We start from the raw sequence: 16,689 nt of genomic DNA, 5'->3' as shown, positions 1-16,689 counted from the left end.
AAAGGTAAAATGAAACGCTGGTTGAAAGTGCTCGTTGCCTCGCTCGGCCTCGCCGGATGTCACTCCCTGCCGCGGCCGGCGGTGCCGCTTCGCTACTTCGACTACATCGAGCCGCCCCACATCGTGCGGCGCGGCGCCGAATACTTCCTTCGCTACCAGATCGATGCGCGCGGGCGGATGGTGAACTTCCACCCCCCGCATGTCCGGACGACGCCCGCGAAGGCGCACTACTACTTCGGCGTTCCCGTCAGCGCGAACGATCCTGGCGATGTGCACGAGCGCTCGCTCGCGCGCGACGGCATCACCGACTACGCGCGCCGCGACGCCGTGTACTGGCTCGATCCGAATGGCACCGAGACCCATCTCGAGATCGTCGACGAGACGCGACCGGCAAACCGCTGATCGTGCGTGCCCACGCGCGCACGAGGAGAACGACATGAGCGAGGTCAAGGAGCAGCCTGCAGCAGGCCGGCGGCGGATCACTGGTCGCGTACGAGAGGCGGACGGAACGATCCCGGAGGGCGTCACCGTCGCGGCGTTCGCAAAGCGCCTCCGCCGTGCGGACGAGCCGCTCGGAGAGCCAGTCCACCTGGACGCCGAGGGCCGCTACACCGTCGCCTACACGACGGAACGGCCGCGGCTCGACGTCTACGTCGCCGTTTCGCTCGGCAAGAAGACGGTCGCCTCCTCGGCCGTCGTGCTGAACGCGGGCGACGACGAGACGATCGACGTCGCCATCGGCGGCGCGGTTCGCCCGCGCTCCGATTTCGAACGTACGCGCGACGCGCTCGGCGCCGTGCTCACCGAGGAGGGCCTCGAGCTGCACGCGATAGGCGAGCTCGACTTCTCCGAGGTCGCGCTCCTGTCCGCGCGGAGCGGCGTCGTCCCGCGCGAGCTGGTGCTCGTCCGGCAGAGCTTCGCGCTCGCCCGCGAGACCGGCGTACCGGCCGAGGTCCTCTACGCGCTCGGCCGGCAGAAGATCCCGCTCAGCGCCGCCGGCCTCCTCGCGAGCGATCCCGCCGCGCGCCGCGACGCCGTCGCGCGCGCGGTCGCGGAGAATCAGGTCGAACCAGCCGTCGCCAAGACCGCCGTCAAGGCGCTCGCGGAGCTGGACGAGCTCGGGATCACACAGGCGCTGCGCACGCCGCGGCCCGGCGAGAGCACGCTCGGCGGCTATTTCGACGCGGCGGGCGTCGCGGCGCGCGCCCGCCGGGAGCTGGTCGACGTCTACCGCGAGGCCGGCGGCGCGACCGAGAGCTTCTGGCGAGACGTCCGCCGGAAGGAGGTGCTCGACGAGGCGACCGTCGATCGCCTCCAGCTGACGCTCCAGCTCGCCGCGTTCACGCACAACCACCTGCCGCTGGTGACGGCGCTCCTGGAGCACAAGATCCGGCGCCTCGCGGACCTCGCGGCGTACGAGGCGAAGGACTGGCTGCAGCTCATCGTGGAGCACAAGATCGGTGTGCCGCCGGACCTCGCCGCGGCGGGGATGAGCCCACAGGCTTACGCGTCGATGCTCGAGGACATCGTCGAGGAGGCGCTCCCGACGGCGTTCGTCGCGCACCGCGCGCAGCGGCTCGTGCCCGAGGTCCCGCTCGCCGCCTTCTACGCGGCCAACCCTGCGTTCGACATGCGCTCGACGCCGATCGCCGCGTACGTCAGCGCTCACCCGCAAGCGCTCGCGGCGCTCGGCGGCGCCGAGGCGCAGGCGCGTGGCCTCCGCGCGCTCAAGGCGATCGAGCGAACCTACCGCGTCGCGCCGTCGGGCGCGCGCTCGGATGTCATGGCGGCGTTGCTGCGCGAGGGCGTCGACTCCGCGTTCAAGATCCGCTCGATGGGCCGCGCCACCTTCCTCCAGCGCTTCTCGAAGTCCCTCGGCTCCGGCACCGCGGTTCGCGTCTACGCGAAGGCGAGCAACGCCGCCGCGACGGCGACGATGCTGCTCGCGCGATACGGCCAGGCGTTCGAGGGCGCGCGGATGGCCGTGATGCCCGCGCGCCCCGAGTCCATCGATGCCTTCCCCGAGTACCGCGCGCTGTTCGGCTCGCTCGACAGCTGCTCGTGCGAGCACTGTCAATCCGTGTACAGCCCGGCGGCATACCTCGTCGACGTCCTCCGCTGGCTCGACCTCCGGCCGTCCACCACCGCGGGCAAGACGGCGCTCGACGTGCTCTTCGACGGCCGCCGCGCCGACCTCGGCGCGATCGAGCTCTCCTGCGACAACACCCTCACTTCGCTGCCCTACATCGACCTCGTCAACGAGATCCTCGAGCTCACCGTCGCGCCGGTCAACCCCGCGCCCGCCTACCAGACGACGGGCAAGACGGCCGATCTGCTCGTCCACCCCGAGCACCTCCACGTCGAGGCGTACGAGGTGCTGGCCGGTACGCGCGCGGCGATCGGCAAGGACGCGATCTTTCCGTTCCAGCTTCCGTTCAACCTCTGGCTCGAGGAGGCGCGGGTCTACCTCGGGCAGCTCGGCCTGCCGCGCCACCGCCTCATGGCCGATCTGCACGCCGCGGGCCCGACCGGGGCGCTCGTCGACGCCGTCGTCGCCACGGAGGTGCTCGGGATGTCGCCGCTCGAGTGGGACATCGTCGCCGGCAAGGCGCTCGTCCCGGCGCGCACGCCCGCTGCCTTCTGGGGTATGGCCGGCGACGCCGCGTGGGTGACCAAGCTCGCCAGCGTCGCGCTCATCCTCGACAAGGCGACGCCGGCGCTCGCGGAGGCGCCGCTCGAGTTCGAGGCGCTCGTCGACCTCCTCCGCGGCAGCTTCGTGCAGGGCGGCGTGGCCGTGGGCGTGTGGTTCGACGGAACGAGCTGCGACGTGGCCGAGGCGAAGCTGGTCGGGCTCACCGTGGGGCACCTCGATCGCCTCCATCGCTTCATCCGCCTCGCGCGGCAGCTGTCGATCGGCGCGGCCGATCTCGATCTCGCCATCGACGTGCTCGGCTCGGGCGTGCTCGACGAGGCGTTCCTCGTCAAGCTGGCGGCGGTCCGGCGGCTCCACGCCGAGCACGGCACCCCGCTCCGGGAGCTGCTCGCGTGGTGGGGCCCGCTCGACACGCGCCGCTGGAAGCCGCGGATGCGCGCGGGGCGCCCGACGGGCATCCCCGCCGCCGCGACCGGCCTCGGCCTCGTCTTCGACGACACGCTCGCGCCGGTCGCCGGGAGCGCGGAGAGGGAGTCGCTCTACGACTCGCTCTTCCAGAGCCGCGCCACCGCCAAGGATCCGGACCCCGCGTTCCGCATCGCCGCCGACGGCGACGCGCTCCTCGACGAGACGCAGGGGCTCGTCGACCACGCCGCCGCGGTGAGCGGCGCGCTCGGCATCACCGGTCAGGAGCTCGCGCGCCTCGTGCCGCTGCTCTCCGACGACCGGCTCACGCTCGCGAACCTGAGCGCCCTCTACCGCCATGCGTCGTTGGCGCGTGCGATCGGCGCGTCGATCGACGAGCTCGTCTCGTACCTGGCGCTGACCGGGATCGATCCCTTCGATCCTGCGCGCCCGGCCGAGGCGCTGCGGTTCATCGACGAGGCGAAGTCCGTCCGTGGCTCCGGATTCAGCCCCGCTGAGCTCGACTACGTGCTGCGCCACGTCGACACACACCAGTCCTCGCTCGCGCCGGACGTCCAGACGGTCGGCGCGCTGCTCATCGACATGCGCGACGGCCTTCGCAAGATCGACGCCGATCTCTCGGACGCGCCGGCGGCGGCCACGCGGTCGGAGCTGCGCGAGCGGCTGTCGAAGCAGATCGCGTCCGTCGTGACGCCCGAGGCGGCGGAGACGCTCTTCCCGGGGTCGGCCGCCGCGGTCGCGACGACGATCGCGGCGGTCGTCGCCGCGGTCGACGTCGACGCCGGAGCGCCGCCCGCGGGCACGGCGGCGATCATCGACGCGGTCTTTCCCCCGTTCCTCGATCCCGTCGCGGCCAAGGCAAGCCTCGCGGACCCGCTGGACCCGACCTGGTTGTCCAGCCCCGTGGCGCGCCTTCGCTACGTGCTCGACGCGCTCACACGTTTCCTCCGCGAGTCCGCGAAGGACTCGGTGGTCGTCGAGAAGGTCGGCTCGGCGCTGGGGCTTGCCCCGGCGATCGCGGCGCCGGTCCTCAAGACCTACGTGCTCGATCCGGGGCCCGGCGGGACACCCGCGCGCCAGATCTTCCGCGCCGCGGCGGTGACCGACTACGCCGCCACGGAGCCCGACGGCGAGACGCCTCGGCTGCCCAGCGCCACCGACCTTCCGGCTCAGTTCCGTCTCTACGAGCGCCTGCACAAGGTGGCGCTGGTGCTGGCGCGGTTCGGCATCGGCGCGGCGGAGCTGGCCTGGCTGTTCGAGCGCGCGCCGGCGCGCGGCATCCTCGACCTGGCGGCGCTGCCCACGTCGCCGCCGGCTCCCGGATCGGTCGCGTACGCCCCGCTGGCGCGCCTGCGTGACGTCGTGGCGCTCCGCAACCGCGCCGCCGGCGGCAAGCTCGTCGATCTCTTCGTCGCCGCCGAGGCGGTCGGCGGCGGCACGGCGTCCGCCGTCGCCGCCGCGCACGAAGCGCTGCTCGCCGAGCTGCCGAAGCGGACGCACTGGGATCCCGCGGACATCGAATACCTCGTCGGGGTGCCGGCGCGTGGGGCGACGCCGGCGGTGCCGAGCGCGCTCGGCCTCGTCTATCCCGATGACTGGCGCGACGAGCAGGGCTTGCTCCGCGTCGCCCGCGCGGTCGCGGCCGCCCGCCGCATCGGGCTCGCGGTCTCGACGTGGTTCGGCTGGCGGCTCGTTCCGGCGACGATCGCCGAACAGCGCGCCCAGGCCGACGCGATCAAGAACGCGGTCCGCGGCCGCTACGAGGAGTCGCTGTGGCGCGAGGTCGCCCGGCCGCTGCGCGATGGTCTGCGCGATCTGCAGCGCCAGGCGTTGGCGAGCTGGCTGATCGCATTCGACGCGCGCTTCCCCGACGCCTACCGCCTCTACGCGCACACGCTGCTCGACGTGGCGATGAGCCCGTGCCAGCTCACCTCGCGCCTGCGCCAGGCGATGAGCAGCGCGCAGCTCTTCGTGCAGCGCGCGCTGATGAACCTCGAGCCGAGGGTCGTTCTCTCGCAGGACGACTCCGACGAATGGAAGTGGATGAAGAACTACCGGGTATGGGAGGCGAACCGGAAGGTGTTCCTCTATCCCGAGAACTGGATCGAGCCCGAGCTCCGTGACGACAAATCGCCGTTCTACTCGCAGCTCGAGCAGGACCTGCTGCAGGCGGACATCACCGCCGATACCAGCGAAGCAGCCGCGATCGGCTATCTCGAGCGACTCGACGAGGTCGCGCGCCTCCACGTCGTCGGATCGCATCACCAGGTCGACGGCGACACCGACCTCCTGCACGTCTTCGCGCGCACGCCGAGCACGCCGCCGCTCTACTTCTACCGGCAGCGCGTCGACGGAGCGCGCTGGACGCCGTGGGAGCGCGTCGACGTGGAGATCGAGGGCGAGCACCTCTTGCCCTTCATCTACAACCGGCGGCTCTACATCTTCTGGGCGCAGATTACCGAGGCAGCAGTCGAGACCGTGCCGGCGACGCCCCAGGGCGGAGGGGACCAGGTCGAGGGGCGCCCGATCCGCTACTACCAGATCCGCCTCGCCTGGAGCGAGCGCAAGAACGGCCGCTTCCAGAAGCGGAAGCTCTCTACACAGCAGATCGGCGCGACCGACGCCGACTACCAGCGCCTCTCGTGCGCGCTCCGCAAGTCGGACCACTCGACGCGCGGCGACTTCTTCTTCCGCGCCTACGACGACGCCGCGCAGGGGGATCTGCTCATCGAGCCGATCCGCTTCGTGCGCAGCAGCGGCAAGAAGAGCGCGTCCCACTACGAGCGGCTCGATCGGTTCCGGATGAGCGGCTCGAACGGAGCCGTGACGCTCGAGCGGCAGTCGTCCCAGCCTGCCATCGTGATGCGCCTGCCGGCGGCCACGGAGGTGTACATGCAGAGCTACGCGCGCGCCGACGGCGGCGGCACGCTCATGCTTCCTGGACGCAACCCGCTCGACGGGGCGATCGAGAACCAGCCGACGCTCGATCGTACACCGCTGCCATTCCAGGTGGTGCCGGCGGCCATGGTCGACTTCGCCAGCGACGACGCGTTCTTCTTCCAGGACCGCAAGCGCACGTTCTTCGTCGAGCCGAGGGACGCAATCACGTGGTACCGCGACCCGCCAGAGTGGACGATCCCCGACCGGACTCCGCTCGACCCGGGCTTCCTGATCCCGGAGCTCTGGCCGTTGCCGTTTCCAACCGTGGGGCCCGATCCATGGATCTACGACCCCGCCGCCGTGGTCACCGATCCGACGCCGATCGATTTCGTGAACACGGCGCCGGTGGTCAGCACCGGCGGCACCCGCGTCGGCGGCTTGCTCGCGGTGGGCGCGGCCGGGGTGCTCGAGGCGCTCGGCGGCAACGTCGCGTCAATCGGCAGCGAGACCGTCGCGACACGGTCGAGCAAGGTGATGATTCGCTCGAGCGCGCGGCTCGTCGACGGCACGGGCACGAGCATGCTCTCCCTTCGCTCGGGCGCGCCGCCGAGCGCGCTGGAGACGACGGCCCTCCGCTCGCTCACGTCCGAGGCGACCTACGAAGTGCCCGCGCTCGAGGCGCTCGCGCCGTCGTACGAGACCTTCGTCCGACGCTGGGACGGGAAACGCTACCGCTTCGATCCGTTCTTCCACCCCTACGTCGACGTGGCGATGCGCCAGCTCAACCGATTTGGCATCGACGGCCTCTGGAATCCGTCGCCGACCGGCCCGGAGCCGCTGCTGCGGCGGCAGGTGCTCGCGCACGAGTACTTCGAGGCGGCGTACGAGCCGCGCCCGATCGTCACCGCGCCTTATCCGCGCGACAAGTTCGACTTCTCGTACGGGGGTGCCTACGCGTCCTACAACTGGGAGCTCTTCTTCCACGTGCCGTTCGCCGTCGCCGTTGGGCTCTCGAAGAACCGGCAGTTCGAGGATGCGCAGGCGTGGTTCCACTATCTCTTCGACCCCACGGTCTCGACCAACGAGCCGGCGCCGCAGCGCTTCTGGAAGATTCGTCCGTTCTACGAGCTCTACCATGGCGAGGACGTCGCAGCGGGGCCGATTCACGACTTGCTGCTGCTGCTCCATTATTCGGGCAGCGATCCGGAGAAGCTCGCGGCGCGCGACTCGCTCCTCGCGCAGATCGCCGAGTGGCGGCGCGATCCGTTCAACCCGCACGCGATCGCGCGCCTGCGCCCGTCCGCCTACCAGAAGGCGGTCGTCATGCGCTATCTCGACAACCTGATCGAATGGGGAGACGACCTCTTCCGCCGGGACACGCTCGAATCGCTCAATGAGGCCACGCAGCTCTACGCGATGGCAGCGCAGATCCTCGGCCCGCGCCCGCGCGAGGTGAGCGTCGAGCCTCCGAGCCCCCGCACGTTCAACCAGCTCCGCGCGCTCGGCCTCGACGCCTTCAGCAACGCGCTCGTCGAAGAGATCGAGGGCCACCTCCCCGAGGTCACCGATGCCGATGGCGACGCGCCGAACGACGACATCCCGGTGCTCGGACCGACGACGTTCTTCTGCATACCGCCGAACGACAGGCTGCTCACCGACTACTGGGATCGCGTCGGCGATCGGCTCTTCAAGCTGCGCCACTGCATGAACATCGAGGGCGTGGTGCGCCAGCTCCCGCTCTTCGAGCCGCCCATCGACCCTGCGATGCTCGTCCGCGCCGCCGCGGCCGGCATCGACCTGGCGAGCGCGCTCTCCGACCTCGGCGCGCCGCTGCCCTATCAGCGTTACGAGGCGCTGGTGCAGAAGGCGACCGAGCTCTGCGCGGACGTGCGCGCGCACGGGCAAGCGCTGCTCGCCGCGCTCGAAAAGCGCGACGCGGAGGCGCTCGGCCTTCTGCGCGCCGGCCACGAGACGAAGCTCCAGGACGCGATGGTGCGCGTGCGCGAGCGACAGGTGCAGGAGGCGAAGGAGTCGCTCGAGTCGATCGTCCGCAGCAAGGAGAACGCCGAGCTGCGCGCGACGTATTTCCGGACGCGCGCCTTCATGAGCCCCACGGAGATCCTCAACCAGACCAAGCTCGCGCTCGCGCGCGGCAAGGAAGCAGAGGCGAACGATCTCGAGCACACCGCCGCGATCGTCGGCGCCCTCCCGGACATCAGCATCGGCGTCGCCGGCTTCGGCGGCTCGCCGACGTTCAACGTCACCTACGGCAGCCAGCAGATCATGCAGATCTTCCGGGCGCTGGCGGTCGGCAAGCGCGGAGACGCAGCCGGCTTCACGTTCGAGGCGCAGAGCGCGCAGGCGCTCGCGCACTACCAGCGGCGCGCCGACGATTGGGCGAACCAGGCGCAGGCGGCGTCGAAGGAAGCAGAGTCCCTCGAGAAGCAGCGCCTCGCGGCGGAGATCCGGGTCGGCGTCGCCGAGCACGAGCTCGAGAACCTGAAGCTCCAGATCGAGCACGCGAAAGAGGCCGAGGACTTCCTCCGGTCGAAATACACGAGCGATCAGCTCTACAAGTGGATGGTCGGCCAGCTGTCGACGCTCTACTTCCAGAGCTACAAGCTCGCCTACGATCTCGCCAAGCGGGCGGAGCGTGCTTGGCAGTTCGAGCTCGGTGTCACAGACCGCAGCTTCATCCAGTTCGGATATTGGGACGGCTTGAAGAAGGGGCTGCTCTCGGGCGAGCGCCTCCACTACGATCTCAAGCGCATGGAGGTCGCTTACCTCGATGCGCAACGGCGTGAGTACGAGCTGACCCGGCACGTCTCGATCCGGGAGCTCGACCCGCTCGCGCTCGTCGACTTGCGCCGCGACGGCGAATGCATCGTGGACCTGCCCGAGGTGTTGTTCGACATGGACAGCCCCGGCCATTACATGCGGCGAATCAAGACGGTCGCCGTGAGTATCCCCTCGGTGACTGGTCCGTACGTGCCGGTGCGATGCACGTTGACGCTGCTGGCGAGCAGCGTGCGCGCGACGGCCGAATCGGGAGGCGGCTACGCGCGCAGCGGTCCTTCGGACCCGCGCTTCCGCGACGATCTCGTCGGCGTTCAATCGATCGTGACCTCGAAGGCGCAGGAGGACAGCGGCCTGTTCGAGGCGAACCTGCAGGATCCGTGCTACCTGCCGTTCGAGGGCGCTGGCGCGATCAGCACCTGGCGGCTCGAGCTGCCGCGGACGTTCCGCCAGTTCGACTACGACACGATATCTGACGTCGTTCTCCACGTGCGCTACACCGCGCGCGAGGGCGGATCGGCGCTCGGTGAGGCGGCCACCGGGCAGCTCGCGGCGGCCACGCACCACGTCGTGCTCCGGTCGCAGGCGGGGAAGGTCTCTGGCGAGCGCGAAGGGCTCATGCACCTGCTCAGCGCGCGTCAGGACTTTGGCGATGAATGGCATCGCTTCCTGCACCCCCCGGTCGCGCAGGCGGATCAGACTCTGTCGCTCGCGCTCACGCCGGGTGTGTTTCCGTTCTACACGCGCGGCCGCACCATCCAGATCGCCGGCGTCGAGCTGTTCCTGGTCGTGCACGACCCGGCGCTCTACCGGAGCGGCAACGCCGTGCGCCTCCGCCTACAGGGGCCCGGCGGAGGTGCGCCGCGCGACATCACGCTTCCGAGCATCGCGGACGCGTTCGACGGCTTGCCGCACGGCGTGAGCAACTACGGGCCCGCCGGCGCCGGCGTCGGGACCTGGACGCTCCGCTTCAGCGAAGCTGACAACGGCGCCGTCGCCGACGGCATCATCGCTTCCGTCAACGGTCACACCCGCCTGCTCCCTGCGTCCGTTTCGGACCTGATTGTCCTGGTTCGTTACAACACCGGAGCGTGACGATGCAGCGAGCAGAAGTCGGCGTTGCTCAACGATTCGACGCGACGCACGCTCTGGTACGAGGCTTGCTTCGAAGCGCATCATGAAGAAGCACCAGAAGAGCCAGCCGACACCAGCGACGAGGCAGCAGGAGCAGGCGGACCCGGCGGCGAAGGGAGAAGCGCGGGAGTCCTCGCCGGAGGACGAGCTCGCCGGAGGCGCTGCCAAGGGGGCGCTCGTCGGAGGCCTCCTCGGAGGCGCCAGCGGCGCGGCCGTGGGCGGCGCGGCCGGCCTGATCGGCGGCGCGCTCGGCGAGGACGAGGGGTCCGGCTGGTGACCGGCGTCAGCCGCCCGCGTCGGTCGCGGGCGGCGAGCCGTGCGCCATTTCGCCCCACCCCGGGCCGTCGATGAGGCGCGCCACCACCATGCAGCTCACGTTGTCGCCCACGGCGTTGACCAGCGTGGCGGGCGGGTCCACGAGGGCGCCGACGGTGGAGATGATCGGCAGCGCCTCCATCGGGAAGCCGAACAGCGACACGATCACCAGCTCTCCGATGAACCCGCCGCCGGGGATCCCGCTCATCACGGTCCCGCTCAGGATGGCGACCCCCAGCACGGCCAGGTAGGTGTCCACCCCGCCAAACTCGCGGCCGAAGAGCCCGAACAAGAGCGAGGTCTTGAGCACCGCCGACAGGCACGATCCCTCCATGTGGATCGTCGCGCCGATCGGGACGATCACCTCCGCGATGTCGTCGGGCACCCCGGCGCGCCGCGCCGCCTCGAGGTTCGACGGGATCGCCGCCATGCTGCTCGACGTCGCGAGCGCGGTGAGCGCCGGCGGCGGGATGTTCCTCCAGAACGCCCTCACCCCGCGCCCCCGGCCGGCGAGCCACGCGTACAGCGTGAAGGCGACGAAGAAGTACGCGATCGCGATCGGGTAGAAGAGCCCGAGCGCGCGGACGTACGACGTCAGCAGCGCCGGGCCGAAGCTCCCGACCAGGTGGGCGAAGTAGGCGCCGAGGCCGATCGGCGCGTAGACCATCACGAGGTCGACCACCTTGAGCATCACCTCGTTGGCCGAGGCGAGCAGCCGCGCGAACGGCTGGCCGCGCTCGCCGGCCGCCGTGGTCCCGAGGCCGACGAGGAACGCCATCACGATGAGCGGCAGCACGTTCTTCCGCGAGAGCAGCTCGCCGAAGTCGCCGACGCTGATCGCGCCCACGAGCTGGTCGCCCAGGCGGACCGGCGCGACCTCCGGCGCGCCGGGCAGCGTGGCCGTGAGCCCCTCCGCGGGCGGGTAGAGCTTCACCGCCACGAGCATCAGCGACGACGCGACCAGGCCGGTCGCGACGAAGACGCCCAGCATCGCGGTCACGATGCGCCCGAGGCGCCGCAGGCTGCCCATGCCCGCGACCGCCGACGAGATGGAGAAGAAGATCAGCGGCACCACGAGGGTGAACAGCAGGTTGAGGAAGAGATCGCCGAGCGGCTTGATCACCGCCGCGCGCTCGCCCAGCGCGAGGCCGAGCCCCGCGCCGGCGGCGATCGACCCGAGCAGGATCAACGTGAAGCGGTAGGTCGTGAGCAGGGTCCGGAGCGTCCTAGCCATCGCGCCGGCCAGCATGCCGCGACGGGCCCGCGGCCGCCGCTGCCCGCCGCGAGCCCCGCGGCGCGGCGAGGGCCGAGATCACCCCGACGCCGTGCGCGACGACACGTCGGTCGAGCCGAGCCGCCCCGCCGGCCGCGTCACTCGGGCCGCAGCGCGGAGAGCGTGGCGCGCGTGAAGATCTCCGCGATGAGCCCGATCGCGCGCTCGTCGAGGTCGAAGGCGTGGTGGTGGTGCGGCGCCGCGGTCGGCCCGCCCGCGCCCACCGTGAAGAGACAGCCCGGGACGCGGTCCGTGAACTCCGAGAAATCCTCGCTGACGGTCAGCGGGCCCGGATCCATGACGTCGGCGCGGCCCGTCTCGCGGGCGGCGGTCGTGATCAGGTCCACGGGCGCGGCGGCGTTCGCCGTCACGGGCGAGGTCGACACCACCTTGAACTCGCACCCGGCGCGCAGCGCCGAGCACACGCCCGAGGCGATCGCCTGGACGCGCTCGAGCGCGTGCTCGCGGCTCTCGCGCGAGAACCAGCGCACCGTGCCCTGGAGCGTCACGCGCTCCACGACGACGTTGGCCGCGTTCCCGCCGGAGATGGCCGAGATGCTCACGACGACCGGCTCGCCCGGCTTCACCTCGCGCGCGACGATCGACTGGAGCGCGGTCACGACCTGCGCGGCGGCGTAGATGGGGTCGACCGACATGTGCGGCAGCCCGCCGTGCCCCGCCTTGCCGACGACGGCGATCTCGAAGGCGTCGTACCCCGCGAAGAACGGCCCGGTCCGCGTCGCCACCACGCCGAAGGGGAGGGGCGATATCACGTGGGCGCCGAGCGCCTGGTCGACGCCGTCGAGCGCGCCTGCCTCGATCATCCCCAGCGCGCCGCCGGAGAGCTCCTCCGCGGGCTGGAAGACGAAGCGGACCCTGCCGGCGAGGCGGCCCCGGCGCGCTGACAGCAGCGTGGCCGCGCCGAGGAGCGCGCTGACGTGGGCGTCGTGGCCGCACGCGTGCATCACCCCCCGCGTCTCGGACGGGAAATCGTGGCCCGACTGCTCGACGACGGGGAGCGCATCCATGTCGGCGCGCAGCAGCACGGTGCGGCCGGGGCGCTCGCCCTCGAGATCGGCGATGACGCCTGTCCCGGCCACGCCCGTGCGCACCGAGAGGCCGAGCGCGCGCAGGCGCTCCGCGACGAGCTGCGACGTGCGCAGCTCCTCGTAGCCGAGCTCGGGATGGCGGTGCAGGTCGCGCCGCACGGCGACGAGATCGCGATCGAGGAGCGAGACGTCCTTGCTGAGATCATCGGCCATGCGGCGATGCTAGAACACCGATCACGTTAAAACCCGGAGAATTTTCACAGGGAGGCGGGGAGGCGGGGAGGAAGAAGAAAAATGAAGTTCTTTCTCTTGCCGTCTCTCGCTCCCCGCCTCCCCGCCTCCCCGCCTCCCTGTGAAATTCCTGCTTTCTCTCGTGGTTTCAACCCGTTTGTCGGTCTAGCACCCGGCGTCGCGCCCCGGCGCGTGAAGGTCGGAGCCGCTCTGGACTCGACATGTCCAGGCGAAGATCGATGTTCGCGAGGTCGCGTCGATTGACCGTCGGTGGTCGTGAAGCAGGATGTTCGATCCGGTGCAACAGAGCCGATGGGGTAAACGTGAGAGTCGATTCTGCGTCGAGGCGGCCCCGCCGCCCTCGGCGGCGATCTCGCGCCCGGTGACGATTTCCTGAATCCTCCGCCCCCCGCCGGGGCTTCTCCGCGTGAATGATGCGAGAACGATGGAGGACCCCATGACCCCCGACGACACCGTGCTCACGGCGGCGGCGCGCGGCGACGACGGCGCGCTCGAGCTGCTCGTCCGCGCCTACCACGACCGCGTCTACCGCTTCGGGCTGCGCGCGTGCCGCGACGCCTTCGACGCGGACGACGCCGTCCAGGAGGCCTTCACGAAGCTCGCGCGCCGCCCGGACGTGGCGCGCGACCCTGGCGCGCTCTCGTGGCTCATGACGGTGGTGCGGAACGCGTGCCTGCGCATGCTGCGCCCGTTCGCGCGGGAGCGCGCGCGCGCGTCCCGAGGCGCGCGGCTCGACGACGCCGACGCGGCGCCCTCGGCCGAGCTCGACCCGCACGCGGCGCTCGAGCGCTGGCGGCTCGTGCGCGCCGTGCACGAGGCGATCGCCGCGCTGGAGCGGCCCTACCGGGAGGTGCTCGTGCTGCGCGACGTCGAGGGGATGACGGGCGAGGAGGTGTGCCAGGCGCTCGGGCTCGGCGAGGCGGCCATGAAGAGCCGGCTCCACCGCGCGCGGCAGCTCGTGCGCGGGGAGATCCTCCGGCGCGAGGGCGCGCCCCGGGCGCGGTCAGCGCGGGAAGGGGGCTGAGCGCCATGTTCGCCAGCAAGAGCCTCCTCGAGCACGTCGCCCGCGGGATCGTCGGCCTCGGGGCCCTCGTGGCCGCGGCGCTCCTCGCGCCGGCGCACCCCTGGGCGGCGCTCGCGCTGCTGCCCGTCGCGCTCGTGGCGCTGCGCGGCTGCCCCATGTGCTGGACGCTGGGGCTGATCCAGACGGTCAGGGCAAGGGCGGCCCGGGCGCGCGGGGAGGAGCCCCCCGAGGGGTCGTGTCGGTCGTGCGAGCCCGGCAGCGCCGCGCCGCCCGCCCGGTCGCGTTGACAGCCCGGGGAGCCCGCACTAGTAGCCGACATGGCATTCATCTACGATGAGCCGAGCAGGACGTTTGGCGAGTACCTGCTCGTCCCGAACCTGACGACCAAGGACTGCGTCCCTGCGAACGTCGACCTCACGGCCCCCGTGGCCCGGTTCAAGGCCGATCCGGGCGTGAGCCCGCCGGACCCGAAGCAGGCGCCGCTCACGATCAGCGTCCCCATCACCAGCGCGATGATGCAGTCGGTGTCGGGCGCCGATCTCGCGATCGCGCTCGCGCGCTGCGGCGGCCTGTCGTTCGTGTACGGCTCGCAGGGCATCGAAGAGGAAGCCGCCATGGTGCGGCGCGTGAAGAACTACAAGGCCGGGTTCGTCGTGAGCGACTCGAACCTGCGCCCCGACGCGACCCTGGGCGACGTGCTCGAGCTGACCGACCGCACGGGCCACTCCACGATCGCGATCACCGAGGACGGCACGCCCACGGGCCGGTTCGTCGGCATCATCACGAGCCGCGACTACCGGATCGGCAAGACGCCGCTCAGCACGCCGGTGCGCGAGATCATGACGCCGTTCAAGTCGATCCACTGCGGCAAGGTCGGCCTGGATCTCCAGGAGGCCAACGAGCTCATCTGGCGTTACAAGCTCAACACCCTGCCGGTGATCGACGAGCGGCAGCACCTGCAATACCTGGTCTTCCGCAAGGACTACGAGTCGCACCAGGCGCACCCGCTCGAGAACGTGGATCGCGAGAAGCGGCTGATCGTCGGGGCGGGCATCAACTCGCGCGATCACCGCGAGCGCGTGCCGGCGCTGATGGAGGCGGGCGCCGACGTGCTCTGCATCGACTCGTCGGACGGCTACTCGGAGTGGCAGCGCGAGACCATCGCGTTCGTGAAGTCGAACTACAAACACGGCTACATCGGCGCCGGCAACGTGGTCGATCGCGAGGGGTTCCTCTACCTGGTCGAGTCGGGCGCCGACTTCGTGAAGGTCGGCATCGGCGGCGGCTCGATCTGCATCACGCGCGAGCAGAAGGGCATCGGCCGCGGCCAGGCGTCGGCGGTGATCGAGGTGGCCAAGGCGCGCGACGAGTACTTCCAGAAGACCGGCATCTACGTGCCGATCTGCTCCGACGGCGGTATCAGCCAGGACTACCACATCACGATCGCGCTCGCGATGGGCGCCGACTTCGTGATGATGGGCCGTTACTTCGCGCGCTTCGACGAGTCGCCCGGGCGCAAGGTCCGCGTGAACAACCAGTTCATGAAGGAGTACTGGGGCGAGGGGAGCAACCGCGCGCGCAACTGGCAGCGCTACGACCACGGCGACTCCAGCAAGAAGAAGGATCAGCTCGAGTTCGAGGAGGGGGTCGACAGCTACGTGCCGTACGCCGGCAAGCTGAAGGACACCCTCGACGTCACGCTCGCCAAGGTGCGCTCGACGATGTGCAACTGCGGCGCCCTCTCGCTGCGCGAGCTGTACATGCGCGCGCGCCTGACGGTCGCCTCCGCGGTCAGCATCCACGAGGGCGGCGTCCACGACGTGATGCTGAAGGACACGCGCAGCAGCCCGCGCGAGGCCTGATCGCCGGGGCGCTGTCGCGGGGACGCGCGAGGCGCTGGTCCCGGCGGCGCGCCCGGCGTATGGACACGGCCATCATGCATCGGGTGTTCATCGACGGGCAGGAAGGGACCACGGGGCTCCAGATCCGCGAGCGGCTGCAAGGCCGCCGCGACCTCCAGGTGCTCGAGATCGACCCGGAGCGCCGCAAGGACCCGGCGGCCCGCCGCGCGCTGATCAACGAGGCCGATGTCCTGATCACGTGTCTTCCCGACGACGCCGCGCGGGAGTCCATCGGGATGATCGAGAACCCGAGGACGCGCGTCATCGACCCGAGCACCGCGCACCGTACGGCCGACGGATGGGTGTACGGTTTCCCGGAGCTGCGCGCCGGGCAGCGCGACGCGATCCGGGGCGCGCGGCGCGTCGCCGTGCCCGGGTGCCACGCGACCGGGTTCCTCGCCCTCGTCGCGCCGCTCGTCGCGCAGGGCCTCCTGCCCAGGGACGCCCGCGTCGTCGCCCACTCGCTCACCGGCTACAGCGGCGCCGGCCGCAAGACGATTCAGGCCTACGAGCAGGCCGACGCCGCGCGCCGCCGGCAGATGAGCGGCCCGCGCCCGTACGCGCTCACCCTCCAGCACAAGCACCTGCCGGAGATGCGCGCCCTCGCCGGGCTCGACAGGGCGCCGTTCTTCGAGCCGGTCATCGGCGACTTCTACAAGGGCATGCTCGTCTCGGTGCCCCTGTTCGCCGACGCGCTGAGCCGCCCGGCGACGCCCGCCGCGGTGCACGAGCTCTATGCGTCCTGTTACGCGGGCGAGCCGTTCATCCGGGTGATGCCGCTCGGCGGCCAGGGCGCGCTCGACGAGGGGTACCTGAGCGCCCAGGAGTGCAACGACACGAACCGCCTCGACGTGTTCGTGTTCGGCAACGCGGACCAGATCCTCGTCGTGGCGCGCCTCGACAACCTGGGCAAGGGCGCCTCCGGCGCGGCGGTGCAGAACATGAACCTGATGCTCGGCGCGCCGGAGAACACCGGCCTGGACTGA

9 protein-coding genes are annotated in these 16,689 nt (G+C 70.9%); 7 read left to right on the top strand and 2 right to left on the bottom strand.

The genetic code is table 11. From position 1 onward, the window contains the following. Positions 1 to 9: 9 nt before the first annotated feature. The 3 genes from WME76_RS22585 (at position 10) to WME76_RS22575 (ending at position 10,166) form a co-directional block, all read left to right on the top strand. Positions 10 to 402, top strand: a complete 393-nt coding sequence (locus tag WME76_RS22585) for a hypothetical protein (protein WP_437954361.1) — start codon at positions 10 to 12, stop codon at positions 400 to 402. Continuing rightward, the gene (locus tag WME76_RS22580; protein WP_437962142.1) at positions 347 to 9,850 is read left to right on the top strand and encodes a neuraminidase-like domain-containing protein; all 9,504 of its coding nucleotides are present in this window, start codon (positions 347 to 349) and stop codon (positions 9,848 to 9,850) included. Before WME76_RS22585 ends, WME76_RS22580 begins: the two co-directional genes overlap by 56 nt. Before the next feature lie 82 nt (positions 9,851 to 9,932). Further along, complete coding sequence (locus WME76_RS22575; protein ID WP_437954360.1) at positions 9,933 to 10,166, top strand: hypothetical protein; 234 nt, start codon at positions 9,933 to 9,935, stop codon at positions 10,164 to 10,166. Between the two features lie 6 nt (positions 10,167 to 10,172). Here WME76_RS22575 and WME76_RS22570 read toward each other — a convergent pair whose 3' ends face one another. Continuing rightward, the gene (locus tag WME76_RS22570; RefSeq protein WP_437954359.1) at positions 10,173 to 11,438 is read right to left on the bottom strand and encodes a dicarboxylate/amino acid:cation symporter; all 1,266 of its coding nucleotides are present in this window, start codon (positions 11,436 to 11,438) and stop codon (positions 10,173 to 10,175) included. 137 nt (positions 11,439 to 11,575) lie between these two features. Then, on the bottom strand, positions 11,576 to 12,739 hold the full coding sequence (locus tag WME76_RS22565) for a M20 metallopeptidase family protein (RefSeq protein ID WP_437954358.1): 1,164 nt from the start codon (positions 12,737 to 12,739) through the stop codon (positions 11,576 to 11,578). Between the two features lie 463 nt (positions 12,740 to 13,202). Here WME76_RS22565 and WME76_RS22560 point away from each other — a divergent pair, with 463 nt between their 5' ends. From WME76_RS22560 to argC, 4 genes are all read left to right on the top strand, one after another. Further along, positions 13,203 to 13,802 (top strand): RNA polymerase sigma factor, encoded by a 600-nt coding sequence (locus tag WME76_RS22560; RefSeq protein ID WP_437954357.1) that lies wholly within the window; start codon positions 13,203 to 13,205, stop codon positions 13,800 to 13,802. A gap of 5 nt (positions 13,803 to 13,807) precedes the next feature. Further along, positions 13,808 to 14,089 carry a hypothetical protein gene (locus WME76_RS22555; protein WP_437954356.1) on the top strand — a complete coding sequence of 94 codons (282 nt, stop codon included), beginning with the start codon at positions 13,808 to 13,810 and terminating at the stop codon, positions 14,087 to 14,089. A gap of 30 nt (positions 14,090 to 14,119) precedes the next feature. Further along, a complete protein-coding gene (locus tag WME76_RS22550) occupies positions 14,120 to 15,664 on the top strand; it encodes an IMP dehydrogenase (protein WP_437954355.1) in 1,545 nt (514 codons plus the stop codon). A gap of 71 nt (positions 15,665 to 15,735) precedes the next feature. After that, positions 15,736 to 16,689: an N-acetyl-gamma-glutamyl-phosphate reductase gene (gene argC / locus WME76_RS22545; RefSeq protein WP_437962141.1), complete on the top strand. Its 954-nt coding sequence runs from the start codon at positions 15,736 to 15,738 to the stop codon at positions 16,687 to 16,689.

It is taken from the genome of Sorangium sp. So ce119, assembly GCF_051524405.1.
Classification (GTDB): Bacteria; Myxococcota_A; Polyangia; order Polyangiales; family Polyangiaceae; genus Sorangium; species Sorangium cellulosum_G.
Note: the sequence above shows the minus strand (reverse complement) of the source record. Positions and strands in the feature narration are given on the sequence as shown.